Source organism: Moorena sp. SIO1G6 (genome assembly GCF_010672795.1).
GTDB lineage: Bacteria > Cyanobacteriota > Cyanobacteriia > Cyanobacteriales > Coleofasciculaceae > Moorena > Moorena producens.
This window is the reverse complement of the sequence record NZ_JAAHFZ010000016.1, coordinates 39198-64552: the sequence shown is the minus strand read 5'-3', so window position 1 is coordinate 64552 and position 25355 is coordinate 39198. Positions and strand designations below refer to the sequence as shown.

General features: G+C 44.1%; 29 protein-coding genes, 1 tRNA gene and 1 pseudogene. 8 read left to right on the top strand and 23 right to left on the bottom strand.

The features are described from left to right. Positions 1–32: 32 nt before the first annotated feature. Positions 33–539 carry a cyclic pyranopterin monophosphate synthase MoaC gene (gene moaC, locus F6K63_RS17315; RefSeq protein ID WP_287293347.1) on the bottom strand — a complete coding sequence of 169 codons (507 nt, stop codon included), beginning with the start codon at positions 537–539 and terminating at the stop codon, positions 33–35. Between the two features lie 59 nt (positions 540–598). Here moaC and F6K63_RS17310 point away from each other — a divergent pair. After that, positions 599–672, top strand: a tRNA-Arg gene (locus F6K63_RS17310). A gap of 9 nt (positions 673–681) precedes the next feature. Here F6K63_RS17310 and F6K63_RS17305 read toward each other — a convergent pair. From F6K63_RS17305 to F6K63_RS17295, 3 genes are all read right to left on the bottom strand, one after another. Further along, positions 682–1950: an MFS transporter gene (locus F6K63_RS17305; protein ID WP_008182044.1), complete on the bottom strand. Its 1269-nt coding sequence runs from the start codon at positions 1948–1950 to the stop codon at positions 682–684. Positions 1951–2505: 555 nt separating this feature from the next. After that, positions 2506–2850 (bottom strand): hypothetical protein, encoded by a 345-nt coding sequence (locus tag F6K63_RS17300; RefSeq protein WP_008182045.1) that lies wholly within the window; start codon positions 2848–2850, stop codon positions 2506–2508. A gap of 362 nt (positions 2851–3212) precedes the next feature. Further along, positions 3213–4397 (bottom strand): NAD(P)H-quinone oxidoreductase subunit H, encoded by a 1185-nt coding sequence (locus F6K63_RS17295; RefSeq protein ID WP_008182046.1) that lies wholly within the window; start codon positions 4395–4397, stop codon positions 3213–3215. Between the two features lie 302 nt (positions 4398–4699). Between F6K63_RS17295 and F6K63_RS17290 the strand changes: the two genes are divergently transcribed. Then, positions 4700–6430, top strand: a complete 1731-nt coding sequence (locus F6K63_RS17290; protein WP_287312768.1) for a sensor histidine kinase — start codon at positions 4700–4702, stop codon at positions 6428–6430. A gap of 19 nt (positions 6431–6449) precedes the next feature. Here the strand turns inward: F6K63_RS17290 and F6K63_RS17285 are convergent, their stop codons facing one another. From F6K63_RS17285 to F6K63_RS17270, 4 genes are all read right to left on the bottom strand, one after another. Next, on the bottom strand, positions 6450–7886 hold the full coding sequence (locus tag F6K63_RS17285) for a DICT sensory domain-containing protein (RefSeq protein WP_287312767.1): 1437 nt from the start codon (positions 7884–7886) through the stop codon (positions 6450–6452). A 104-nt stretch (positions 7887–7990) separates the two neighbouring features. Then, positions 7991–9511: a UDP-N-acetylmuramoyl-L-alanyl-D-glutamate--2,6-diaminopimelate ligase gene (locus tag F6K63_RS17280; RefSeq protein ID WP_008182052.1), complete on the bottom strand. Its 1521-nt coding sequence runs from the start codon at positions 9509–9511 to the stop codon at positions 7991–7993. Between the two features lie 108 nt (positions 9512–9619). Further along, a complete protein-coding gene (locus tag F6K63_RS17275; RefSeq protein ID WP_008182053.1) occupies positions 9620–9892 on the bottom strand; it encodes a glutaredoxin family protein in 273 nt (90 codons plus the stop codon). An 8-nt stretch (positions 9893–9900) separates the two neighbouring features. Continuing rightward, positions 9901–10146: a hypothetical protein gene (locus tag F6K63_RS17270; RefSeq protein ID WP_162278944.1), complete on the bottom strand. Its 246-nt coding sequence runs from the start codon at positions 10144–10146 to the stop codon at positions 9901–9903. Here F6K63_RS17270 and fghA point away from each other — a divergent pair. The 3 genes from fghA to clpB all read left to right on the top strand — a co-directional run bounded on the left by fghA (position 10033) and on the right by clpB (position 15000). Continuing rightward, positions 10033–10884: an S-formylglutathione hydrolase gene (gene fghA, locus F6K63_RS17265; RefSeq protein WP_287312766.1), complete on the top strand. Its 852-nt coding sequence runs from the start codon at positions 10033–10035 to the stop codon at positions 10882–10884. The two genes, F6K63_RS17270 and fghA, sit on opposite strands and share 114 nt — an antisense overlap. Before the next feature lie 270 nt (positions 10885–11154). Beyond that, positions 11155–11901 carry an MBL fold metallo-hydrolase gene (locus F6K63_RS17260; protein WP_008182061.1) on the top strand — a complete coding sequence of 249 codons (747 nt, stop codon included), beginning with the start codon at positions 11155–11157 and terminating at the stop codon, positions 11899–11901. Between the two features lie 471 nt (positions 11902–12372). Then, the gene (gene clpB, locus F6K63_RS17255; protein WP_287312765.1) at positions 12373–15000 is read left to right on the top strand and encodes an ATP-dependent chaperone ClpB; all 2628 of its coding nucleotides are present in this window, start codon (positions 12373–12375) and stop codon (positions 14998–15000) included. 103 nt (positions 15001–15103) lie between these two features. On the opposite strand, the gene F6K63_RS17250 is transcribed toward clpB, so the two are convergent. Beyond that, positions 15104–15694, bottom strand: a complete 591-nt coding sequence (locus F6K63_RS17250; RefSeq protein ID WP_071103762.1) for a hypothetical protein — start codon at positions 15692–15694, stop codon at positions 15104–15106. A gap of 161 nt (positions 15695–15855) precedes the next feature. Here F6K63_RS17250 and F6K63_RS17245 point away from each other — a divergent pair, with 161 nt between their 5' ends. Further along, entirely contained in the window at positions 15856–16101 is a 246-nt protein-coding gene (locus F6K63_RS17245; protein ID WP_287312764.1) for a hypothetical protein, read from the top strand. Here the strand turns inward: F6K63_RS17245 and F6K63_RS17240 are convergent. Together F6K63_RS17240 and F6K63_RS17235 are read right to left on the bottom strand one after the other, a co-directional pair. Next, positions 16044–18200 (bottom strand): AAA family ATPase, encoded by a 2157-nt coding sequence (locus F6K63_RS17240; RefSeq protein WP_287312763.1) that lies wholly within the window; start codon positions 18198–18200, stop codon positions 16044–16046. The genes F6K63_RS17245 and F6K63_RS17240 overlap by 58 nt on opposite strands. A gap of 226 nt (positions 18201–18426) precedes the next feature. Beyond that, complete coding sequence (locus F6K63_RS17235; RefSeq protein WP_287312762.1) at positions 18427–18678, bottom strand: hypothetical protein; 252 nt, start codon at positions 18676–18678, stop codon at positions 18427–18429. Positions 18679–18746: 68 nt separating this feature from the next. On the opposite strand from F6K63_RS17235, the gene F6K63_RS17230 reads away from it, so the two are divergent. Beyond that, a complete protein-coding gene (locus F6K63_RS17230) occupies positions 18747–18911 on the top strand; it encodes a hypothetical protein (protein WP_287312761.1) in 165 nt (54 codons plus the stop codon). 157 nt (positions 18912–19068) lie between these two features. Here the strand turns inward: F6K63_RS17230 and F6K63_RS17225 are convergent, their stop codons facing one another. From F6K63_RS17225 to F6K63_RS17195, 7 genes are all read right to left on the bottom strand, one after another. After that, on the bottom strand, positions 19069–19257 hold the full coding sequence (locus tag F6K63_RS17225; protein WP_287312760.1) for a hypothetical protein: 189 nt from the start codon (positions 19255–19257) through the stop codon (positions 19069–19071). 182 nt (positions 19258–19439) lie between these two features. Beyond that, on the bottom strand, positions 19440–19592 hold the full coding sequence (locus tag F6K63_RS17220) for a hypothetical protein (protein ID WP_287312759.1): 153 nt from the start codon (positions 19590–19592) through the stop codon (positions 19440–19442). Positions 19593–19607: 15 nt separating this feature from the next. After that, the gene (locus tag F6K63_RS17215; RefSeq protein ID WP_008182078.1) at positions 19608–20735 is read right to left on the bottom strand and encodes an RNA-guided endonuclease InsQ/TnpB family protein; all 1128 of its coding nucleotides are present in this window, start codon (positions 20733–20735) and stop codon (positions 19608–19610) included. A gap of 88 nt (positions 20736–20823) precedes the next feature. After that, positions 20824–21000: a hypothetical protein gene (locus F6K63_RS17210; protein WP_008182081.1), complete on the bottom strand. Its 177-nt coding sequence runs from the start codon at positions 20998–21000 to the stop codon at positions 20824–20826. Positions 21001–21062: 62 nt separating this feature from the next. Then, complete coding sequence (locus F6K63_RS17205; RefSeq protein ID WP_008182083.1) at positions 21063–21329, bottom strand: MerR family transcriptional regulator; 267 nt, start codon at positions 21327–21329, stop codon at positions 21063–21065. 103 nt (positions 21330–21432) lie between these two features. Beyond that, positions 21433–22230, bottom strand: coding sequence for a PD-(D/E)XK nuclease family protein (locus F6K63_RS17200; protein WP_008182085.1), 798 nt, complete (start codon positions 22228–22230; stop codon positions 21433–21435). 347 nt (positions 22231–22577) lie between these two features. Next, entirely contained in the window at positions 22578–23285 is a 708-nt protein-coding gene (locus tag F6K63_RS17195) for a peptidylprolyl isomerase (RefSeq protein WP_287312758.1), read from the bottom strand. Between the two features lie 85 nt (positions 23286–23370). Here F6K63_RS17195 and F6K63_RS17190 point away from each other — a divergent pair, with 85 nt between their 5' ends. Then, complete coding sequence (locus F6K63_RS17190; protein WP_287312757.1) at positions 23371–23538, top strand: hypothetical protein; 168 nt, start codon at positions 23371–23373, stop codon at positions 23536–23538. A gap of 40 nt (positions 23539–23578) precedes the next feature. On the opposite strand, the pseudogene F6K63_RS37880 reads toward F6K63_RS17190, so the two are convergent. The 5 genes and pseudogenes from F6K63_RS37880 to F6K63_RS17160 form a co-directional block, all read right to left on the bottom strand. Next, positions 23579–23989 (bottom strand): annotated as a pseudogene (locus F6K63_RS37880) (beta-barrel domain-containing protein); the annotation flags it as partial. Between the two features lie 4 nt (positions 23990–23993). After that, complete coding sequence (locus F6K63_RS17175) at positions 23994–24140, bottom strand: hypothetical protein (RefSeq protein WP_207554292.1); 147 nt, start codon at positions 24138–24140, stop codon at positions 23994–23996. 92 nt (positions 24141–24232) lie between these two features. Further along, the gene (locus F6K63_RS17170; RefSeq protein ID WP_287312755.1) at positions 24233–24556 is read right to left on the bottom strand and encodes an efflux RND transporter periplasmic adaptor subunit; all 324 of its coding nucleotides are present in this window, start codon (positions 24554–24556) and stop codon (positions 24233–24235) included. Positions 24557–24565: 9 nt separating this feature from the next. After that, positions 24566–24718 (bottom strand): hypothetical protein, encoded by a 153-nt coding sequence (locus tag F6K63_RS17165; protein WP_287312754.1) that lies wholly within the window; start codon positions 24716–24718, stop codon positions 24566–24568. A 168-nt stretch (positions 24719–24886) separates the two neighbouring features. Further along, positions 24887–25318, bottom strand: coding sequence for a biotin/lipoyl-containing protein (locus tag F6K63_RS17160; RefSeq protein ID WP_008182098.1), 432 nt, complete (start codon positions 25316–25318; stop codon positions 24887–24889). Positions 25319–25355: the final 37 nt, after the last annotated feature.

Here is a 25355-nt window from a genome sequence, read left to right as displayed (position 1 = left end):
TGACCCAACTTGACTTGAGCTGATTGCTTAACTTAGCAATCCCGGGAGATTTGGTAATCACCGGATTTACCTCCGGTCTTACTCAACAGGCGAATCGATTCAATCGCGATAGACTTTTCCAACGCTTTGGCCATATCGTAAAGGGTCAAAGCCGCAACAGAAACTGCTGTTAGTGCTTCCATTTCTACACCAGTTTCAGCTTTAGTAGTCACAGATGCCTGAATCTGATATCCCGGTAGTTGGGGGTCAGGTTCCACTTGAACTTGGATCTTGTGTAGGGGCAAGGGATGACACAGAGGAATCAGTTGGAAAGTTTGCTTTGCTGCCATAATCCCAGCCAGCCTAGCGGTTCCTAAGACATCACCCTTGGGGGCATTACCAGCTTGGATGGTGTTGAAGGTTGTGGTTTTCATCCGTACCTGAGCAGCGGCTAGTGCCTGACGTTTGGTAAGCTCTTTGCCAGAAACATCGACCATCTGAGCTTGACCTTGACTATCGAGATGGGATAGCGATTGATTTCCACAAGAGTATTGCGACATTTTTGATCTATGTGTTATGATAAATAAATGTTGACCCACAAAAAAGTGGCAGCAGTTAAGGGCTTGTAGCTCAGTGGACTAGAGCACGTGGCTACGGACCACGGTGTCGGGGGTTCGAATCCCTCCTAGCCCGTTTAATAAGCTAAGACATTATAGTATCTACAGCATATAAATCCCGTTCACGACCGATGGCAAATCTGAGGGAACGGGATAAATTTTTGTTGGACTGGGTCATAAAGATAATCAGTGCCAAAAATGCTATACCAGCACCACAGGAAAAAATCCCTCGATATCCTAAGAGGTCAGCGAAATAACCAAAGATCGGCCCAGCTAGACCAATCCCTAAATCAAACCCACTAATGCAGACAGCGAATACCTGACCCCGTTGATCAGCAGAGGAGCGGTCAGCCATCAAAGCAGTCATCATCGGTATGAATAGTCCAGTGCCAGCTCCTTCTAATAAACCAGCTAGTAAAAATCCAACTCCGGTTTCAGCCTGGGAAATCATCAACATTGAGATGATATAGCAAACCACACTAGCGGTGATAAATACTCCTCGTCCATACCGATCAGATGCCTGACCAGTTAATGCACGAATCACAAAACTAGCGATCGCAGTAGCTGTGAAAAACAATCCTGGATTGAGATTAATACCAGTCTCTCGAATAAACAGAGAGACAAAGCTAACTTTTGTTCCAAATACTATACCGAACAACAGCATGACCAAAGCTGGAATTCCAAGAGGAGGGCTGCTTAACAGCTCCCATAGTTTGACCAATAGCTGCCAACTCGAGTTTAACCAAGATTCTGATTTTCTCGGCTTTTGTTTAGCATGCCTGATTGGTTCACGAATCTGACTCCCTAACAGCACACCCAGCCCACCTAGAGCTGCAGACACTAAGAATAAAACAGTGTAGCTAACCTCTTGTTGTAGAAAACCCCCCAGCGCAGGTCCGAGACCTAAACCAATCGGTGTTGCCAAACTCATGTAACCAATTAACTCACCTCGCTTGTCAACAGGGGACAAATCGGTGACTAGAGCCAGATAACCGATGGTAAAGGCTGCAATACTGATGCCATGAAACATTCGAACCAGCATCAACAGGCTAATCGACTGGGTAAATAGATAGCCCAAAGGCGCTAGAGCGACAGCGATAGTACCAATAATTACTACCAACTTGCGACTGCGCAGGTCTGCCATACGCCCCAGTGGGTTTCTAAACAGCAACAGACCAATGGCAAAGCAACCCATTACTAACCCTACCTGTTGCTTGGTACCACCCACGTCTTCAATATATTGTGGCAGCGTTGGCGACAAAGACGTTAAGCTTGACCAAAACAACAGACCAACAGTAAATAAAATCAGCAAACTTTGGCGTTGCTGCCCTTCCAGGGTCTGAAAAACTTTCACGCGCTCTATAATCCTGAGAAAACTGGCACTTGAGATAGTTAGATAAAATCCGGTTGACTAATCATCATAGTCCTTATCGGGTAATGACTATTTGCGCTTTGGCTTACAGGTAATTGACAATTACCTGTAAGCCAAAGCGCGAACAGCCAAAAATCCGGGGACTATTTGGGAAGTAATTAACTGGACTTTATACTACTTCTCTAGTTTACTCTTCTTAACATTTTGCCCAGAGGCTTAGATAGGGTGATCGGGTGATGCGGTGATCGGGGTTGGGGGAAGAATCTCATGACCTATTATTGTTCACAAATTAATTAGGATTGCGATGCTCTGAAAGAGCCGCTACGCGAACGCAGCAACAACTCAGGTCAAGCTTGGCTACCGGTAGCCCATAATGGAGCGCTTAATATGATCACAAAAGTATTCCCGAAAGCGTTTGTAGAAGGGATAGGGGTCTTGCTGTTAGCACCTTTACAGGTTTTACTGTATCAAGGATAATTTTGAGCAAGCCTTTGGCTTACGCGAAGGGTCACCATTTTCACTATTTTATTTTACGGTTCACGAGCCTCTAATAATCGATTTTCTAGCCCAGTCTTTAGTATTCTCCAGGTAAGTCACCAACATTTTCCATTCCCTAGCTTCTTTTGTCAAATCCTTAACATTGCTCAGGTAGACTAGAGTAATGCGGCGCTCTTCGTTATCAGAACAAACCTCTAGAATGGTTTTGTATAGCTTTTCCCAATGCTCTAACCAGTTATCTTCAATGGGATCAAAAATTGCCTCGAACAAATTACGCCATAACAACTCAATAGTTTTAATAGTTTTGAGATTTTCCTCGGTAGGCTTATCCCAGCCTACATGGCGCTGACGTAATACTTTAATAGGTGGGGGATTTTCACTCATAGACAGCAAGTTGACTATTCAGTCTTTGGAGCTACATTCCTAGAATTCCCTAAATGCTGTCTTAACATCACAGTTTCACAAAAAATCAAAAATTCCTCCTAGTTTAGCAAAGAATAGGAGGAATAGCCGATAATCTTAGCTGCCTAACTTCTAGATATGAGGCTAATGGTAAGCTATCAGCTATCAGCTATCAACCAAATACCAAGACCAAAGGCTGACGGCTGATAGCTGACGGCTGATAGCTGACGGCTAATGCTAAAAGACGGCTAGTTGAGAGCTTCCGTCCTTGAGGCGGAGCTAACTAACGTTGCCCCCGCTTAGTCTAAAACCTAGAGCCTATTACCTAGAACCATTAACCTAATTTAACGGTCTACTGACCCCATAATAATGTCAATACTACCGAGAATCGCCATAATATCGGCAACTTTGACTCCTCTGAGGATATGGGGCAGAATCTGTAAGTTATTGAAATCGGCTGGACGAATCTTCCAACGCCAAGGAAAGACATTATTATCACCAATAATGAAAATTCCTAGTTCTCCTTTCCCAGACTCAAGACGGACATAGTGTTCGCCCTTGGGAATCTTGAAGGTAGGGGCAATTTTCTTGCCCATGAACTGATAATCGAAGTCGTTCCACTGGGATTTGCGACCCTCTGCCATCCGCTTGGCTTCTAGGTTTTCGTAAGGACCACCGGGAAGTGCTTTTAAGGCTTGACGGATAATCTTAACGGACTCCCGCATTTCCCTAATCCGCACCACATACCGGGCAAAACAATCACCCCCGGTTTCCCAGTGTACTTCCCAATCGAAGTCGTCGTAGCATTCGTAGTGGTCAACTTTGCGCAAATCCCACTTGACTCCAGAACCTCGTAGCATCGGGCCAGAAAGTCCCCAGTTAATGGCTTCTTCCCGACTAATGGTACCGACACCTTCAACTCGGCGGCGGAAGATAGGGTTGTTGGTGATTAACCGTTCGTACTCATCAACTTTAGGGTCAAAGTAGTCACAGAAGTCTTCGCACTTATCTATCCATCCATAGGGTAGGTCAACAGCAACTCCACCAATACGGAAGTAGTTGTTGTTAATTAACCGTTGTCCACTGGCAGCTTCCCATAGGTCATAAATCATCTCCCGTTCCCGGAAGATGTAGAAGAATGGGGTTTGGGCACCCACATCTGCTAGGAATGGTCCAAGCCACAGCAGGTGATTGGCAATCCGATTCAACTCCAGCATGATCACGCGGATGTAGCTGGCACGTTTGGGTACCGGAATATCTGCTAATTTCTCTGGGGCATTGACTGTAATTGCCTCGTTGAACATCCCTGCTGCATAGTCCCATCGGCTCACGTAAGGGACATACATAATGTTAGTGCGATTCTCGGCAATTTTCTCCATGCCTCGGTGCAGGTAGCCAATTACCGGCTCACAATCTATCACATCCTCCCCATCTAGGGTGACAATTAAGCGGAGAACGCCATGCATGGAGGGATGGTGGGGACCCATGTTGATCACCATGGGTTCGGTTCTGGTCTCGATCTTTGCCATATTTTGATTAATTGCCCCAACTGTTAGCTGCTAGCTGTTAGCCGCTAGCTATTAGCTTACCAAAACAGAGGCAGATAGGTAGTGTATGTTGTTAACTCTAACAATGCAAGAACAATTTGATATTTTTAATTCAAACTGTTAATTTCTGTTTAAGCTCCTTCTTTCCAATGCTTAGGTTAACGGGAATTGCTACGTAGAAGTTCGGTTCTACGATCCTTAAACTATCAGCAATCACATTACCATCTTTATCAAAGGAGTTGATAGTTTGAATTACTGCACTAGCTGTGCATCGGGGGTGGATTGTGGTGCCAAGGTGGTTATTACCAAGTATAAGTGAAATTTTATCCCAACAGGAATTAATTGAAAGCGATGACAAGGTTACTGTTTCAGTAGAGCAAGCAACTGTGATTGACACTTGCTCAGTAGGTGCTAGCTGTCGCAGAACAAGAGAAGCGGCTAGCCCTAAGCATAGGGCAGCAGCAGCTAAAGCTCAACGGGAATGGCAAAGTGCGATCGCTACCTTGGAACAGTTGCTGTTGCCAGGGGTTTCAGGCAACCGATCAACAAGCCATAATCCCGAACACTCGTCGAAGCAAGGACTAATTCTAGCTGGTCCTGCTCCAGTCTTAAGTGATCGAGAGCTACTGGCAAGTTTCGAGACTGGGATTTTTACGAACGACGCCTTGAATCCTTGGGCTTTTATGCCCTTCCAGCTACCTCCGGCTCAACCTGATACTACTCCTTTTGTACAAAATACGACCTACAGGTTACCCCTGTTTCCAGGAGACCCCTTAGCTAACGAGCAGTTTTGTTTAGTTTTTACTAAAGACTTTAGCTTAGTCATGGTCTCTGGGAAAGACCACTTTGGCGTTCCAGGCTTTCAATTCTCCTTTGACCCAGAGGATATCCAACATGTTTGGGCATCACTGCGCCATAGACTATTACTGAGCAGTTCTCATCATCTCAAGCAGTTGGAAGCTTTAATGGAAAAATTTGTGCCAAAGCCCCCCGATTACCGCATTGTAATGAACTTTGGTCGTGGGCTTCTGGAGAATTTACCAGAACTGCCTTCAGTAGAACTGAGCCAGACTATACCGGTTACAATATCCGAGTCAACAATGGTTCAGCCAAGACAACCTCAGCATCAGAGGGATAGGGTCAAAACTGGTAGTCACTCACAAAATGGGTCTTCTAGTACACCCTTTGCCAAGAAACAGAAAGTACAGGAGCCTAACTGGCAACGATTGGTGAAAAATGAAGCGCGAGGCTTTCCTAGAATCTCTGCTGTTCACCCAAAAGAAAATTCTGAAGCTACACCTGACGTTGAGCTGCTCCGAGCTCTGACCCATGAAATCCGGACACCCCTAACTACAATTCACACCCTGACTAAACTACTGCTTAGACGTCGTGACTTGCCTCCAGAAGTCATGCGGCGTATAGAAATTATTGACCATGAGTGTAGCGAACAAATCAACCGCATGGAGTTGATTTTCCGGGCAGTAGAATTAGAAACAACGGCAGCCAAGCAAACCCCTGTTAGCCTGACCTGTATATCTCTGGCTCGGGTTTTTCACAACAGCATCCCCCGCTGGCAAAAACAAGCACAGCGACGTAATTTAACCCTAGATGTAGTCTTACCGCAACAGTTGCCAACAGTGGTCAGTCATCCCGCCTTGCTAGATCAGGTGCTAACTGGCTTGATGGAAAATTTCACCCGGTCTATTCCAACAGGGGGTCACATCCAGTTACAGGTTACACCTGCTGGAAACCAGCTGAAGTTACAATTCCAGTCTCAGATTAATCACGAAACAATTGCTGACGACCATTGCCCGACATTGAAGTCCCTTGGTCAGCTGCTGACTTTCCAGCCAGAAACGGGTAGTATCAGTTTGAATTTGAATGTGACCAAAAATCTATTCCAGGCGTTGGGGGGCAAACTAATTGTTAAGCAACGACCCCAACAGGGTGAGGTGATGACAGTATTTTTACCGTTAGCTGACCTGGCTAAGACACCATTGCCTGGGATTGGTTAACCATTACCTCGACGATTTTTTAAGTTTCAGAGGCAATTGGTAGCAGCACTTTAAATTGGGAGCCTTGCCCGAATCGACTAACTACTGCAATTGAACCACCGCCCCGTTGTAATAACTGTTGCACAATGGTTAAACCTATCCCTGCACCAAGGTCTTCCCTAGGTGTTGACCTACCCCGATAAAAACTGTCAAAAATCTTAGGTATGTCACTTTCAGCAATGCCAATACCTGTATCACTAAATATCAGCTGAACATACTTGCCCTTACGAGTTCCCTGTACTCTAACTTTACCGCCAGCGGGAGTAAACTTTAAACTATTGTGCAACAGATTAATCACGATATGCCTCAAGCCCACCTCTGAAAACAAGACTGAGGGGAGATTGGCGGGAATTGTGTAGCCGAGCTGGATGCCTTTTTCTTGGGCAAGGGGTTGATAGGTGCTGACAATACCAGGAACAATGTCTGCTAGCTTCAACGGCAAGGTTTGATCCGTTTGGGGGTCACCCTCTAGCTGAACCAGTTCTAGTAATCCAGCCACTAAGGAATTTAAGCGATCGCATTCTTTATAAAGAAGCCCAATATAGCGTTGGCGTTGGGCGAGCTTCATTTGTGAGGCATCGAGCAGCTTCAGGGCAGTTTTCATGTTCGTTATGGGTGTCCGTAATTCCTGAGCCACTCGCTGAAGTATCTCATCACTCATATAAGGCTCGACCTTTGATAAGGAATTCTTCCCTACCACAACCGACTCAGGAACTGCTGGCGGTGATGGGGGAGATGGGTTAGTCTCCCCGATTGGCTGTGTTGCCAGGGTATTCTGAACAATTTCTTCTGTACGTTGTACTTGTTTAAGCAACAACTGGGTTAGTAGTGTACTATTAAGTGTTTCTGGGGGAGCTAAAAGGGTTTCCCAATGGCTGAGTTGGTCTGCTGTATTGCTCCCAATAACTGTACTTAACCCCTGTAAAAACTGCCGAATTACTGATTGCTCAAGGGTAAAAACAGCTAACAATGGTTGACTGAGTTCACTATCAGTTAGATTGTCAGATTCCGATAGATCAGGCTGGCAAGCCACAATTAAACTACTATAGTTCTCACCGAGAATCAGTAAGAAATACTCCTGTTGTAGTTGAGTTTCAGTCTCCAACGGTAGGGAAAACAGTTGAGAATCTCTGTTGAGGTTAACTCCGTTTTTCCAGTCATCTCCTAAACAGTGGCACAGATAAATTGTTTTGGGTACATCAACCTGTTGTTGATACCGTTTTATTTCTCTGTGCCAGCCCTCACCCTGTGGCTTGACCAAAATTGTGGCTGAAATGTTTTGCTGAATTAGCAGGTCAAAGGTTGCTCTGACTAGCGATTTCAGGGTGACAGGAGTGATTGTTAGAGACTCGGGAGAGGCAAGAGTCTCTAAAACCAGCTGGTAGAGAGACAATTCTGGATTAGGTGGCAGGTTCATTTAGGGTTAAAGGTGGTTTGGTTAAAGGTGGTTTGGTTAAAGCTTAAACGTTGACCTTCCATGTGATAATCTACAACCTGCCCGCTAAAATAGCTGTCAACTTGCTAACCTATAACCTGTAGCCTACTCATCAAAGCATCTCGGGCTTGCTCTCGGTCATCGAAGTGGATTTTTTCAGTGCCCAGAATTTGATAATCTTCGTGACCCTTACCAGCAATTAAAACTCCATCCCCCGGTTTTGCTTGCAAGATGGCAGTCCGAATGGCGGTAGCGCGATCGCAAATTACCATTGGTTCCACTGATTGAGGAATCCCCTCTAAAACATCCTCTAAGATGCTTTCTGGGTTTTCGGTGCGAGGGTTATCCGAGGTGACTACAGCAACATCAGCTAACTGAGCCGCTATTTTCCCCATCTTAGGACGCTTAGTGCGATCGCGATCGCCACCACAGCCAAATACACAAATCATCTTGCCCTCAATAAAGGGTCGTGATGCCCTTAGTAAGTTTTCCAAACTATCTGGGGTGTGGGCATAATCGACAATAACACTAATATCCTGTTCCGGTTGAATTTGCACCCGTTCCATCCGCCCTGGCACTCCTGGAAATTGAGCCAAGGCTGCTGCTACTAATTCTAAATCCAAACCCAGCTCTAAAACTGTTCCTACTGCTGCGAGCAAGTTAGACAGATTGTATTGACCCACTAGGGGCGAATTAAAGCTAACCTCTCCTACTGGAGTATGCATAATTCCTCTAACCCCTGTTGGCTCGTAGCTTAAGTCCTTCGTCCAGAAATCAGCGGATGGGTTTTGGATACTATAGCTCCAGACTTGCTCAGTTGGTAACTGTTGGATTAACCGCTCTCCATAGGAGTCATCAGCATTAATAATTGCCCTGCCTTTGAGATAGTCAGAACTAAACAACTTAGCTTTAGCGCTGAAGTAATCATCCATGTTCTGGTGGTAGTCCAAATGGTCTTGGGTGAGATTGGTAAACACCGCCACCTCAAACGGACAGCCCTGAATTCGACCTTGTGCTAAGGCGTGAGAACTAACTTCCATCACTGCCATTTGGGCACCTGCTTTGACCGCTAACTGGAGCTGTTGCTGCAATTGAACTGCAAATGGTGTAGTGTAGCTTGCTGTTTGCTCAAAACCTGGCCAACGGGCATAGAGGGTACCCAAAAGTGCTGTGGGGATAGGACTAGAGCTATGAGCGAGCAGAAATTCAATCAGATGGGTAGTTGTAGTTTTGCCATTAGTACCCGTGACTCCAATCAGCCTGAGCTTCTGTGCTGGGTAGTCGTAGAAGGCTGCTGCAGTTTGAGCAGACACGGTGGTCATGTCATCGGCAGCAATTACACAAACTCCTGTTTCCGGTGAAAGTTCCTGGGGGGGATGTTTGGCAGCCGCTTGGGGAGAAATTATCGCTGCTACTGCCCCAGATGCGATCGCACTTTCCCAGAACTCTCCACCATCTACCCTAGTGCCTGGCATCCCGATAAATAAATCTCCTGGTTGGCAGGCGTGGGAATTGGTACAGATGCCTGTAACCGTTACATCAAGACCCTCGGGGCTAGGAATTTCCACAATATTGGCAATTTTGGCTAATAATTCCCTTAGCTTCATAATCTATTGCACCAAATGACACTATAAGATCTACCGAATCATCACAGCCACCAGTCAACCGTCAACCGTCAAACCGTCAACCGTCAAACCGTCAACCTGATGTATCGCCTATTTTGGCTCACTAACAGGGAAATATTTCCGTAACATTCGCTGCAATTGTGCAACGCTAGCACGAGGAGAGGGGCGAGGCAGGAGCTGTTCCTGACCAAAGTGGTTGATACATAGTACTGGCACTTCATACTGATAGGATTGGAACCAATCCTCTCGACTGGTAATGTCTCGAACCTCTAGCTTAAAGGTTAACCCTTCAATCATCTCTAGCTTTTCAAGCAATCCCTCACAAAGATGGCAACCGGGTTTACTGTAAAGAATTAATTCCATCAGGCAAGTTAGTTGAAAATTGTTGATTTAGACGATAGTTTAATAAAGATAAGTGCAGCTTCGGCAAACATAGCTGGAGAAACGCTAAAATGCTGGACAGCCACATTCGCCTTCATGGTACGTCCATTTGAACCAGCCCCATGTCCACAGACCTTCGCCTCGTCTCCGAAAACCGTTGCTTTGGCGGTACAGTAGGTTTTTACACTCATCAATCTCAGACTTGTAGGAGCGAGATGGGGTTTTCCGTATACCAACCCCCCCAGGCGAAAGTGCAATCCGTTCCAGTTCTATATTACCTGTCAGGTTTGACTTGCACGGAAGAGAACTTTATGGTAAAGTCAGGGGCTCAGCGATTTGCTGCCAAGCATGGATTGATGCTGGTCGCTCCAGATACCAGCCCTCGCAATACAGGCATTCCAGGTGAGGACGATGAGTGGGACTTGGGGTCTGGTGCCGGTTTTTACGTAGATGCCACCCTTGAACCTTGGTCAGCTCACTACCAAATGTATAGCTACGTTGTCTACGAGTTACCGGAGGTAATTGCCCAACATTTCCCCGCTCAAGTCGAGAAACAAGGTATATTTGGTCATTCTATGGGCGGTCATGGAGCTTTGATTTGTGCCTTAAGGAACCCTAAGCAGTACCTATCCGTTTCTGCCTTTGCTCCCATTGCTGCTCCCATGCGCAGCCCCTGGGGTAAGAAGGCATTTACCAATTACCTCGGCACAGACCAAGAGCAATGGCGAGCTTATGATGCCAGCGAACTGGTGCTGACAGCAAATTATAACCATCCAATTTTGATAGACCAAGGCACCGCTGACCCATTTTACGAGAAGCAGCAGTTGCTCCCTGAGGTGTTTGAGAAGGCTTGTGAAAAAGCAGATCAGCCCCTGACTTTCCGTCTCCAGGTCGGCTATAACCATGGTTACTATTTTATCGCCACCTTTATAAAAGACCATATCAGCCATCATGCTGAGGCTTTGTTGGATTGAACAAAATTGAGATAATCCCTTGGTTGCTGAAAAAGTCGAGGTTGGAAGTGTGGACAAGACTTCTGCTATTCAGGTTAATCAAAAACTCTAAAAAAACTGGTAATTTATAACTATTAAACCCAGTTTTATTTCTGCAAATCCTAGAATAATATACAGATTTTAGAATAATGTGTTGTTAAAAAAAACTCATTAACTAAGCGCATAAATCTTGTAAATACTAGGAAAATAAAAACAAATTAATGTCAACATCAGTACATTGAGGTTCTGAATATGGCTAATGAAGGTGAAATGTTGGCTTCAACTGTGAACCATCAGCAGTGGGTTTGTACCGTTTGTGGCTATAACATGATTGGTGAAATGCCTGATGTCTGTCCGTTCTGTAGAGCACGCCATGACAAATTCGTTACTTGGGATGAGGCAGAGCAAACCTATCGAGTGACCCCACACCAGATAAATAACTACGTTACACAATTGATTTCTGTGCCTCGTCTTGGTATGGAGCATGCTGCTTATCGCATTGAAACGGATAGTGGTGCGGTATGGATTGATTGTCCATCAGCATTCAATCGAGACTTGGAGCCAGTAGAAGCTATCTACTTTACCCATAAAGATTTCATGGGTGCATCCAACCAGTATCGTGATTTATGGGAAGCTAAAGTTTATCTGCACGTTAACGATGCTGAGCATCCACTTGCCGAGCAATTTCCGATTGACAACAAAATTTATGGTGACTTCACCGAGCATGGCATTGAAGCTTTCTATATTGGTGGACATACACCGGGCTTCATGATATATATCTATGACTTGGTCTTGTTTATTGGTGACTATGCCTTCCCTCCAGGGTCTAGTATGCAATTCAACCCCTTTGGACCAAAAGACAAAACCCGTAAACGTGCATCACGGATACTAGATATTGTTTCCGAGAGATCCCTTGAGGTTGTATGTGGCTTCAACTTTTTTACTGACTTCGATAGCTGGCGTGAGGATTTCAATCACCTACTTGATACAGCTAGATAAATTCAAGAAGCGGTGTTGCTTAATAATGGAATGATTAACAAACGCCGAAATTAAAACCATTAACCATCTAGGATTAATAGCAGCAATTATCAATTTTTATCTGTTCGTACACATTGGAAACAGCATTTTGTAACTAGCAACTTGGGTTATTAAGGTGTTGCGCATTTAAATTGGTTATTATTCAGTCTCTTGATGCAGAGCGCGAGTGGGTGAAACCACGGCAGACCGCGAGTGGGGGAGACCCCCGCAGGTCGGCACTGCCTCCCCAAGACCGCGCTACATCCCTTGGAAAAAACACCGTCAAACCCTCTCCCCTGCTCCCCTGCTGTCAAAACAATAGAATTTAAATGAAAACCAGCTTACCTGGCTTTGAGGACGGCAATATCCCAAACACAAGACGTGAAGACCGATCTATGGGATCCCACTGGTTTTTTTAGAATTGTGAACAGTTAGAGGAATGAGTGATTAGAGATGCAACCAAGTAACCCTAACCAGTTTACCGAAAAAGCCTGGGAAGCGATCGCACAAACCCAAGATGTTGCTAAAGCCGGACGCCAACAACAAATCGAAACGGAACACTTGATGAAGGCGATGCTGGATCAAGATGGACTCGCTACCAGTATTCTGAACAAAGCGGAAGTGTCTGTGCAACGGGTAAGGGAAGCAACGGAATCCTTTATCAAAAAGCAACCTAAGGTTTCTGGTAATAGCGACTCGGTTTACCTAGGACGCAGCATGAATAGCTTGCTAGACCGAGCAGAGTCCTATCGTAAAGAATACCAGGACGATTATATCTCCATTGAGCATCTGATCCTCGGTTATCTGAAAGATGACCGCTTTGGTAAGTCATTATTCCAGGAGTTTAAACTAGATGAAAATAGGCTTAAACTTACCATTGCTGACATTCGAGGGAATCAGAAAGTGACCGACCAAAATCCAGAGGGCAAATACCAAGCACTGGAAAAATATGGACGTGATCTGACAGAGGCGGCGCGGGAGGGAAAGCTTGACCCAGTTATTGGGCGAGATGATGAAATTCGGCGCACGATTCAAATTCTCTCGCGCCGTACTAAAAATAACCCAGTGCTGATGGGGGAACCTGGTGTTGGGAAAACTGCTATTGCTGAAGGCTTGGCACAACGGATTATAGCTGGTGATGTGCCTCAATCCCTCAAAGACCGACAATTGATTGCTCTGGATATGGGCGCATTGATTGCTGGGGCTAAGTTTCGGGGAGAGTTTGAAGAACGCCTGAAAGCGGTACTAAAAGAAGTGACCGATTCCCAAGGCAAAATTATCCTGTTCATTGATGAAATCCATACCGTTGTCGGTGCTGGTGCTTCTCAAGGAGCAATGGATGCGGGAAATTTGCTCAAACCAATGTTATCACGGGGTGAATTGCGCTGTATCGGTGCTACTACTCTCGATGAGTACCGCAAGTACATTGAAAAAGATGCAGCACTCGAAAGACGCTTCCAGCAGGTCTATGTTGACCAGCCTAGTGTAGCTGATACTATCTCGATTCTACGAGGTCTTAAAGAACGGTATGAAGTTCACCATGGGGTAAAAATTGCCGATAGTGCTTTAGTGGCAGCAGCTACTTTGTCTACTCGGTATATTAGCGATCGCTTTTTACCAGACAAAGCCATTGACTTAATGGATGAAGCAGCAGCACGGCTAAAAATGGAAATTACTTCCAAGCCAGAAGAACTCGATGAAATTGACCGCAAAATTATCCAGCTGGAAATGGAACGGTTGTCTTTACAAAAAGAAACTGATCTCGCCTCCATGGAAAGGCTGGAAAGACTGGAAAAAGAACTGGCTGATCTTAAAGAAGAACAGCGTACTTTGAATGCCCAGTGGCAATCAGAAAAAGATGTGATTGACCGGATTCAGGGGATTAAGGAAGAGATTGATCGAGTTAACGTAGAAATTCAACAGGCAGAACGGGATTATGACCTCAACCGAGCCGCTAAGTTAAAATACGGCAAGTTAGCCGAGTTGCAAAAATCCCTGGCAGCCGTTGAGCAACAGCTAGCCGAGAACCAAACCAGTAGTAAATCCCTGCTGCGGGAAGAAGTTACAGAAGCTGACATTGCGGAAATTATCTCTAAGTGGACTGGAATTCCCATTAGTAAGCTGGTTGAGTCTCAGAAAGAGAAGCTACTGCACCTGGAAGAAGAACTACACAAGCGGGTGATTGGTCAAGAGGAAGCCGTTACTGCTGTTGCCGATGCTATTCAGCGATCGCGTGCGGGATTAGCTGACCCCAATCGTCCCACCGCTAGCTTTATTTTCCTCGGTCCTACCGGTGTGGGTAAGACAGAATTGGCAAAAGCCTTAGCAGCCTATCTGTTTGACACCGAAGAGGCTATGGTGCGAATCGATATGTCTGAGTATATGGAAAAGCATACCGTTTCCCGACTGATTGGTGCTCCTCCAGGCTATGTGGGTTACGAAGAAGGAGGTCAGTTAACCGAAGCTATCCGTAGACGTCCCTATGCCGTAATTCTATTTGACGAAATCGAAAAAGCACACCCGGATGTCTTTAATGTCATGCTGCAAATCCTTGATGATGGTCGAGTGACTGATGCTCAAGGGCATACCGTAGATTTCAAGAATAGCGTTATTATCATGACTAGCAATATTGGCTCCCAGTATATTCTGGATGTAGCTGGGGATGACTCCAAGTATGAGGAAATGCGGAGTCGGGTCATGGACGCGATGCGTTCTAGTTTCCGTCCCGAATTCCTCAATCGGATTGATGAGGTGATTATTTTCCATACCTTGCAAAAACATCAGTTGCGCAATATTGTCCAGCTGCAAACCCTGCGCTTAGAGCAACGGTTAGCAGACCGCAAGATGTCCCTAAAACTCTCCGATGCAGCTCTTGACTTTTTGGCGGAATTAGGGTATGACCCGGTTTTCGGAGCACGACCCCTGAAGCGAGCTATTCAGCGGGAGTTAGAAACTCCCATTGCGAAGGGAATTCTCAGGAGTGAATTTAATGATGGGGACACTATCTTTGTGGACGTGAACAATGAACGGCTTTCCTTTCAGCGATTGCCTGCTCAGTTGTTGATCAGTGAGTCCAATTGAAGGGTAGAACGGTTGAAGGCTATTGTGTGCTGCAACCCTAAGCATTCAGCCCTAAGTGGTCAGCTATCAGCTGAATGCTTAGGGGAGAAAGTATACCCTAACCCTAAAACCTATACCTTGCCCGCAGTCCCATAACACTTTCTTTTGGTAATACTTTTTGTCTCTCCCTATCCAAATACTTATCCAAATCAGTGAGAACTTCCTCAGCTGGAATACTTAATACTCTAGCGCCATAGTCATTAACAACCCTAGGGAATTCCTGATTCACCTGATCTTGCAGTTCCGGCATTGCCCTGACTGAGGTTTGTAGTCTCCCTACAGGATGATTACCTGCCTTAATTCCCTTGGCTTTGGCGATAATCCAATTGGACAATAACTCTAATCTCAAAACCGCAAAGATAGGTTCATATCCTTCTCTCGCTTTTTTCTTCAAGCCATCCACATCCTTCTGTCCTAGTGTCACCGTATGTTTTGTGGTGGTCTTCACTTCAATGGAAAAATTAGGAAAGTAGGGGTGATTCCAACTATCGATATCTACACCTTGAGAGGAATAGTTTTCTACCTGAAAACCCAAGCGACAGAAGGTAATCGCCAGGAAAATCTGGCAAGTTTTGCCAAACCCATTATCTTTTCTAGAGCGACTATTAAGGTGTTGTTGAATATTCGTTAAATGATTGAATGTTGATGCATCCATATGAAGAATGAAGAATGAAGAATGAAGAATTAAGAATGAAGAATGAAGAATGAAGAATGAAGAATGAAGAATGAAGAATGAAGAATTAAGAATGAAGAATGAAGAATGAAGAATGAAGAATGAAGAATGAAGAATTAAGAATGAAGAATTAAGAATGAAGAATGAAGAATGAAGAATTAAGAATGAAGAATGAAGAATTAAGAAGGCAGAATGGTGAATTCTCAATTATCAATTTTCAATTCTACATTCTCAATCCTCAATTCTACATTCTCAATCCTCAATTCTACATTCTCAATTCTCAATTCTACATTCTCAATTCTCAATTCTACATTCTCAATTCTACATTCTATTACCCATTATCCTCGATAGTTGGTCCACGAGTTGGTGTCCACTGTCCCAATCGGTAGAGTTTGTTGGGCTTAGTTAACTTGAAACTCAGCTGCTCGACGAAATCATCTTCTGAAGTCGCAATAATCAATTGCTTTTTCTCCAATACCTGATCCAACACTTGAGCCAACCGTTCTTTATGGACTGGATCTAGATTTTGCGAGGGGTCATCTAGCACCATGAAACCGATATTATGAGTCAATTGCTCTGAGGTTGCTAGGGCTAGAAATATACTCAAAGCAGCACAATTAATATCACCCTTGTTCAACAGTCGTAAGGCAACTTCTGACTCTCCATATCCCACCGCCATCACTTCATATTTTTCTGGGTCAATCTCAATATCTGGAAAGTCACTGCGATGGGCGAGCTGACGATAGATACTAGAAATTGCTGCTCTGGTAGCATCGATTTTTTCTTTAGCTGAGTTTCCTAGCACTTCCTGTACAGCTTCACCAATAGTCAACAATCGGTCACAAAACGCTTCCAAGTCAGCTTTTGCTGCTTCAACTTCTTTATAGTCAGGGCAATCTTGAATCGAAAACAAATTATCTACCTCTTGGCGATAACGCAGGACAGTAATAATCCGTTTAATGTTTTCCAAGTCTTGATCAATGCTATCGATACGCTGATTACTTTGCTCAACTGCGGTGCGAATTCTGGCTAATTCTTGATCTACGTCAGTAATGGCTTGATTGAGCAGAGCCAGAGCCTGAGCAGAGTCATTAATTTCTGTTTCTAAAGCTACTGCGATCGCATTTTTTGCTTGTTGTAATCCCTTATCCTTATCTAATCGTTCCCGTTGCAACCCCTCCAAGGTTTTAATCAGTCTCTGTAACTCCTCTACTCCTGTTTCTAATTCTCGAATCTCCTTCTGAATCGGTTTTAGCTGTAACTTAATGTCTTGCTGCCAGGATTCTAATTCCTGACGCAACTGAACTGGATTAATTGGTGTAGAGCAAACGGGACAGTTTTGGGCTTTATCTTCCTGTACTGACTTCAGAAATTTTATGGTTTGGATAATGATACCGGCACGATTGTTGATATTGTTTAGACTCCCTTGCTTTGCCGGTAACTCTTCTTGTTCAACTTGATTTTTTTTTGCCAAAATTTCGGTTAGCGTTCCGTATTGAGCTTCGACTTGCTGAATTTCGTTTTCTTTTTGGTTGAGTTCCATCACCTTGGTCTCAACGTTAGCTTTCAAACGATTTAATTCACTTTGCTGATTCAGCAATTCTTTCCGCCGTTCCCAGTCGGGCTGCGCGTTACGTAATTCCTTAATCGCTTCTTTACCACCATCCACAAATCGTTCCAAATCATCAGTAGCTTGGTATTTTGGTAAAGACGGCACCAGCAATCCATAGTCTTTGGCAAAATTCTCAACTGCATTTTCAACCCCTTGGCAAATAGCTTTTGCTCCATTGAGGGATAGTTGGCTCAGGGGAATATCATGAAAAATTGCTTCTTCTTCCGCTAGACCTAAGTCATTTTCCTTAATCGCTTTTGCTGTCTCAATTTTGCTGATAATCTGACCAAACTCTTGATCAATTTTCTTAAACTCTTCCTGGGCTTTAGCTCGCTTAATTCCATCCAATAGATTGCGCCAATTCGTCAAACCCATGAGGCGATCCAGAGCATTTTTGCGCTCTTTTGGTTCCTGAATCAGTAGCGCACTGATAGTTTCTTGATGCAGGTAGACACAACTCATGTAGTCAGACAATTCTACACCCAGTAGCACCCGCAAATCAGCTTCATCTTCATGACACAAACCATTATTAATCTGATAGTAAAACTTGGGATTACCACGACGTTTGCGGTCACTCCGATATACCTTCAGTATTTCCTCATTGCCTTCAAAGATAACTTCGACAGTAGTCTCCCTTGAAGATTGGTTTTTCACTAACCAATTCTTTCGCTCTTCAATTTTAGTAGCACTTTTATTAGCGACATCTTTGCCAAATAGACACCACTCAATCGCATTTAGGGTACTACTTTTTCCTCCCCCCTGAGTTCCTACAATTAATGTGCAGGCTTGATCAAAGCGAAATTCCCGTTCTCCGGCTTGTTCAGGAAAGCCTCTAAACCCCTTGATCTTGACTGATACCAGTCGATAGTTTTCCATAGACCCTCTTCATATAGCCTTGACAAAAGAATTGTTAAAATATATTACAGTTTTTTATATTCCCAAAAAGTCCTATAATATAATAATTGATTAACTCTTGCCTGTTGCCTATTGCCTGTTGCCTATTGCCTGTTGCCTATTGCCTCTTGCCTGTTGCCTGTTGCCTGTTGCCTATTGCCTCTTGCCTTTCCCAAGCGCGAGTCTGTTCACAACTCAAATGTAAATGCTATAGACCAATGGTAGCCATCAGTTTATTGTACGCTTTTTTGTAAGCACTTCGATGTTTTTCCAACCGATAACGAGCCATATCAGTGACCCCTTGTGATGAACCGCTATCAAACTCTTTGAGCAATTCCTCACCAAGGGCTATCAACCCTTGCTCATGGTCTGAATCAAGGGCTTGATTCTTCAGTTCCTCAAATAATTTATCATTGTCTTTCATTAGCGTTCGCGTAGCGTGGCCAACGGCCAATCGCATTAATTAGTCGTTACTTAGTCATTACTTATTAGTCTTTAGCCTCGACTACAGGCTTAAAGGCGCACACGGTGCGCCATGAAAATCTATCTATTGGTGTGACCCTCAGGAAGAGCAGCGCTATCATAACAGACTATAAGCTGGTTAGAAATAACATAAGCATTCAGCCGTCAGCCCTTGGCCGTCAGCCCTTGGCCGTCAGCCCTTGGCCGTCAGCTCTTGGCCACGCTACTTGAGGTGCCGTCAGCTAACGTAACTCAGCATTATTCCAATGCTTAGCTGTTTTATTCAAAAGCTGATACGCGACACGCTGATAGCTGAATACTTACGAAATAACTCAGCACTTAGTTCTTACCATTCCGCATTCAGCAGTGATCAACCTATATCAGCCGATTAACTCTTCTTCTGCTTAGGGGATGAAGCAGCTTTATTTTCCTCTATCCATTCTTCGATCAACTCCAATAAGATATGATTCATAGTGACTCCCTTGAGAGCGCACATAGATTTGAATTTTGCCCGTAAGGATTCAGGCAAAAATAGTTTGTAGCTAACTTGTTTTTCTTCTGACACATCTTTTGACAACTTTGACCTCCCAATTATCCTACTAAGGGTTAAACGATTCAATAGGTATTTTAAGTTTTTTGTGTTATTTAGAGATTTTGTGTTATTATAACCTTAGGAAACGCAAAGAAGCCAGCGGCACTGAGCCTGGTTAAATCTAGTTCGACCAGACTTTGTAGCCTATGGGCTGGTTAGCGCACTAGCTACAGCAGAGGTTCCCCCGGGGATCTCTGCTTAACTGCATCATGAATCTTACACAAACCTAGACATTCGGTCTGAAGTTCAATTCCTGCTTCGTTTTGTTCTACGTGGGAAGTCGGCTTCTTCCACTCCACAGGCGTTTGATCGATTGCCATCGACAGTGAGAGCCCCTACCGAGCTTCCCAACGCTCTATGTTGATTGCCGCGTTGAGATCCCGGTCTTCAAGATTTCCACAACCTCCACAAATATACACCCTTTCCTTCAATGGCATATTCTGTTTATGTCCGCATTTGTGGCAAGTCTTTGATGATGGAAACCACCTATCTACTAGGGTCAGCTTGAATCCATGGAATTCTTGCTTGTAAGTCAGCAACTCTCTGAATCGGTAGAATCCCAACAAGGAGATGGCCTCCGCTAGTTTATGATTAGCCAACATTCCCAACACGTTCAAGTCTTCAATCAAAATTTCTTGATAAGTCTGAGCTAATCGAGTGGTTTCCTTTTGCAAAAAGTCCTCTCTAATGTTTGCAAGGTGCTTGTGTTGCTTTCTCAGTCTTCCATAGTAAGTCAGTGCGTTCTGACTTGGTTTTGTCTTTGTCTGACCGTTGCCTAACACCTTTTTGCGATTGCGCCACTGTAGCTTCGATAGCTTGGTTTTCGCTTTCTTTATCGATTCGGGCGTTTCAATCTGGGTGCGGTCAGACAATGTGGCAAAGCACTTGACTCCGAGGTCTATTCCGACTTTCTGCTGGGTGTGTTTGATCGCAGGAACGGGACAAGCATCGATTTTGAACGATATAAACCACTTCCCGACTTCTCTGGAAATCGTGAATGTTTGGGAAATACAGTTGTAAGGGATCCCCTCCTTTAATCTGAACCATCCCAAGGTAGGGATATTGATTTGTTTCCCGGCAAACAACAGTCGCTTACCGTTGCAGTCATCAACGGTGAAACTGCATTGATGACGCTTTGTCTTAAATTTTGGCATCTGAGCTTTAAGCTTAGGGTCGCGCCAACGACTCAAAGCTTTAGCTAAGTTCCGGAATGCATTTTGGTAAATACGACTTGGATACTTGTTACACCAAGCCAACTCAGTACTTTTCTTGGTGACATTAGTGAACACCTTCTTAATGGCATTCAACCGTTTAGAATCGGAAGCTTTGACATGATCAAACTCCCATGATGCTTTCATCATCCCTAGTCCGTAGTTGTAGACGAATCGGGAGAATCCTGCGCACTGAGCTAGCCAATTGGCTTGCTTGTGATTAACTTTGAGTTCTCGTTTGATAGCATACATGAGACGAAACCTTAGAATAAAGGAGCCTTAATTAATAAGTTTTAACCCTTTTACCCATGACCGACCAACTATAAAGGCTCCTTTATTCTTACGGTAACTTCAAGGGAATTTCGACCATTATTTGTACTTCCGATGCTAATTTAGCGCAATTTTCCGGATTGTCAAGGTTTTTGTCAATATTTTCTTGAATGGGTTGAATGTAACGCCTCAAACCATAGAGCCGACAAGAGAAACAGTGAATAATCGCCATCAGATCTTCGACCATCTCCTGTTGAAGACTCAGAGATTCATTATTGGTGATGACGATCTCACAGTCGGAGTACTCAGCTAATTGGAGGATAAGGTATCCATAGCTTTCACTTGGTTTTCCAGGTCGGGTCTTTGAGCCGGGGATGACACCCGACAATACACAACCACAGACCTTTTAATATCGTCATTGAGTAAGCCTTTGAGTTGATTAATGTGTTTTTGGGTGTAAACTCTATGGTTCCCTAAAGTCCGATCGGCTATTAACTTTCCCGATATATCCCACCGTTGTAAGGTTCGGACAGTCACACCAGCGATTTTGGCGAATTCGTGAGGTCTGTAATGCATAACTAGACAGGTCTGGGTCGGTTTGTTTAGTCTTGTCTAATATTTAACGACTAAGCGTCAACTCTTACTGGTGCTAGGAGCAAACCCAGTCAGGGGTGGTAGCTCAAAGGGAAACTTCTTGGATATCAGCTAAATCGGGTAGTAATTCTGTACTATCGTTGCTCAGCCTATTCCCGTAACGCTGACAACGCACGGCAAAGGTACAATCACCACATCGACCAAGGGATGCTGCTACTTGAGGAAAAGCTAAACCTTGATCTTGGTACCCTTGTAGCCACCCAGCCAACTGGGTCAACAACTGAGTCAAATCCTCCCTAGTTTTCTGGTGTTGTGCGCTATTGTAGGTAAATTTAAGACTCTGGGCACAGGGTTGGGATTTGACAAACCAGTAACTCATGGAAATTTGTTCTGGCCAATAATCGCTAGTTTCTGCTAGGACGTAGAGATACAGGCGTGTTTGCCAGTCTTGGGCTAACCAATCGCGATTTTTAGGTTGAGGATAGGTCTTCCAATCAAGAATTTGAGCCGAGTCTTCCCCTGCAATCAATAAGTCATAGATAACTGTAAGTAGATAACCTTGGAAATACAGGGTTCGGCAATGTTCCGCTTCCCGGAAGCTTTCAGGCTCTGGGTTGGAAAGTTCTGGTGCGGCATTGACTAAACCACTCAGCCAGTAGTCGAGTTGGGTATCCTCTTCTACTAAGGATGTAACTGGTAACCCAAGTTCCCGCTGTTGCATTAATAGGTGAAAGCGGCTTCCCCAAGTAAGACGCTCTTGTTGTTCGGGAGACACGGGTGTTCCCAGCTGGTCAAAGTAAATGTGTTGGAACTTACGGGGACAGGTTTGTAATACGTTCAGCTGTCCTTGGGATAGACGAGTTAGAGGGGCGGGAGGAGACACTGGTCAATGATCTAATCAAATCTTGGAGACATTGGGTTTGTTTGTGATCTATTAGCTAGTGTAGCGGAAGATATCGAATGCGATCGCATTTTCTTATAACAGTCGAAATCCCCCATCCTCCGTTTGAGGTGGGATGAAAGGCGCGTCAGAGAACTTAACTTAGAAATATAAATCATCAAAAATGCCCCCTGATCAGCATCAGAGGGCATTTAATTTCAAAAGCTTAAAGACCAAGATTAGAATTCTAAATTCTAAATTCTAAATTCTAAATTCTGCATGTATAAGTTTCCACTCAAGACCTAGGCAGCTTGGTAACCTAAGTCAAGGTTTTTGGTAACTTCAAATTGCTAAACCTGTTGCTTAGTCCATTCAGAAAATAAATTTAAGAGGATTTGAGAGCGCAGCTTATCATCCAATTGGGGTTCAATAATCTCCTCCACCAAAATCAGGTGTACTCCCTTAGAGGTCACAATGGGTTTGAGAACCTGCGGTGGCTTAGCCGCAAAGACAGCAGCAGAAATCTCCGGCTTGATCTGCTCACGAGTTACTACTCCTTGATATCCCCCAGAGCGACGTAATTCTTTATCCTGGATATACTGATGAGCAACATCATAGAAACTCATCTCCCCTTCCTGAATCCCATAAAATAGTTCCATCGCTAAATCTTGATCATCTATGATTACTTCATACATCACCACACCAGCATAATCTAGCTGATTTTCAAAGAAATAGGGGTCAACTTTATCAGCAAATAAATGCTTAGCTAACTTTCCTGAAATAGCGCCATTATATACCATAGCTTCAAACTCTTCTAAGGTCATACCATGTTTTTCTAGCCATGCCCATGTTTCCTCAGCACTCCCGAGTTGGCTAACTATCCTGAATTTATCTGCTGCGTCTTGAAGCTCTTCTGTCTCTACTGTGATACCCGCCTCAGCGGCAGCAGCTGCGATTAACTTGCGGGTAGTAATTCCTTCGATAATCTCAGGAATCTTACCAGATTGCTTGACTTCTTCAAGAATATCGTCTTTGGTAATGGTGATAGCTGGTGACATCGTGTTTATCCTAGTAATTTAAACTGTGAAAGTTATAGTGCTGGGCGCAGGGAATAGGGAATAGGGAATAAATAGGGAATAGGGGATGAAAAAGCATGGTGTTATAAATGTTTTAGCAATTCTTATTGATGTAGTCGCTAATCGGTTAAACTTCCTGATAAAGGCGCTGTCTCCCTGCTCCCTATTCCCTACTCCCTGCTCCCTAAAACCGAGGATGAAAGTACCTCAAGCAATTGAGAACTGCACTAATTGATAATGCCCTGAATTGACTGATATGACATCCCGTAAATCACCTATAATTTCAAACCTCCTTGCTGCAACTTCTTAAAGGGATCGAGAATAAAATCAATAATCCGACGCTGACGTACAATCACCTCAGCGGTTGCTGTATCTCCAGGACGCAACCCAATACACTCCTTACCTGTGGGAAGACAATCCTGATTTAACGCAATTTCTATGTTATAGGCTGCTACCTCAGAGGTAGTTGGAGAAATTTCCACTAACTCTCCTGCTATCACTCCATACTATTGAAACGGATAGGCATCAAACTTCAGTTTGACTGGCATTCCTTTCTTTAAATAACCACTTTCAGTTGTTGCCATCTGGGCTCGAATAATTAATGATGAATCCTCTGGGGCAATTTCTGCTACCATAGTACCCTGCTGCACTACAGCACCAGGTCTTTGAATCGGTAACTGAAATATAGCACTACCCATTAAGGTGTTTGACATTGTCTTGATGCAATAGCGAGTGGGGGAAACCACGGCAATAGCGAGTGGGGGAAACCCCCAAGACCGCGCTGCCTCCCCAAGACCGTAATGGTGCGTTTTCCGCATTAAGAATTAAATTCGCCACGGGTCGCACCTCTGCATCGCTCCTAAACTCTGAAACGTAAGTCTAAGCTTACTTCTGACTTCTGACTTCTAACTTCTGACTTGCGCGTAGCGCTATACCATTCCACTTACCGGTGCGTCTAAGACTCGTTGCTTTAACTGAAGCTGCAACGAGTCAATCTGACGCTTACTCTGAGCAATTTCTGAATTTAGGGTAGTAATTTTGGTCTCTATATTATTCAGTTGTTCTTCTATTTTAAGTACTGATAACTTACCGGAATGAATCAAACTCTGATAACTCCTTTCCTGCTCTTTTAATCGTAACTTTGCTTGCTCAATATCTGCTTGTGCTTGACGCATAGTCCGTTCATAACTACTTTGTTCTTCCCTAATCCGTAACTTAGCCTGTTCAATATCAGACTTTGTTTGTTCATACAACCGTCGCCTTTACTGTACCACATCATCCTTATCTAACACATCAATTTCTGGCACAACTCCTTGTTGCCAAAGTTTACGATAGCGTTGCACCTCTCCCTGGGCATTAGCTAAACGAATCTCTAGTAACTTAGAGGCTATTTTACTAAGTTCAAGATTTTGCATGGCCTGATTTCCTTGAGCTAATTTTTATTATTTTTGTAAGTTATAGGAATTACTCAGATCAATTATAGTCTGTCGCACTTGGTCAATTTGAGCTGGCTTTTCCAAGGCTTGGGCTTGATTTTGTTGCTGCTGAGTTGTCAAGACTACCACTAACTGATTTTTTAGTAATTATAACTGCGATCGCCTACTCAATTGCCCCTTTAATTTATCGTTAACTTGCTGCAATTCAGTACGGACTAACCCGGATTTCAAAATCACTAAATTTTGTCCAGCCTCAACCTTTTCCCCCTCTTTAACTTGAATTTCATCCACGGTACCGGCTACAGCAGCATCCAGCCTCACAGTCTTACCCTTTGGTTCAAGTCGTCCTCTAGCTGTACCGGTTTCATCTACCTTATAGAGCATCGACCAGGGTAAAATAATGGAAACAAATACTACTAGAAAGTACAGTAATCCCCTTGTCCAAACCTGAGGCCAACTATCGAGTAATTCTTTAGTGGCGTAAGACCAATCATCAGTAAATTTAGCTAGGTTTGGGGCGTTTAAACTATCTTGATCATGATTAGTGTCTTGTAGCTGAGTTGGAGGATGTCCATTCAAGTGTCCAAGTGTCCATTCAATGTATTGGGCATAATTT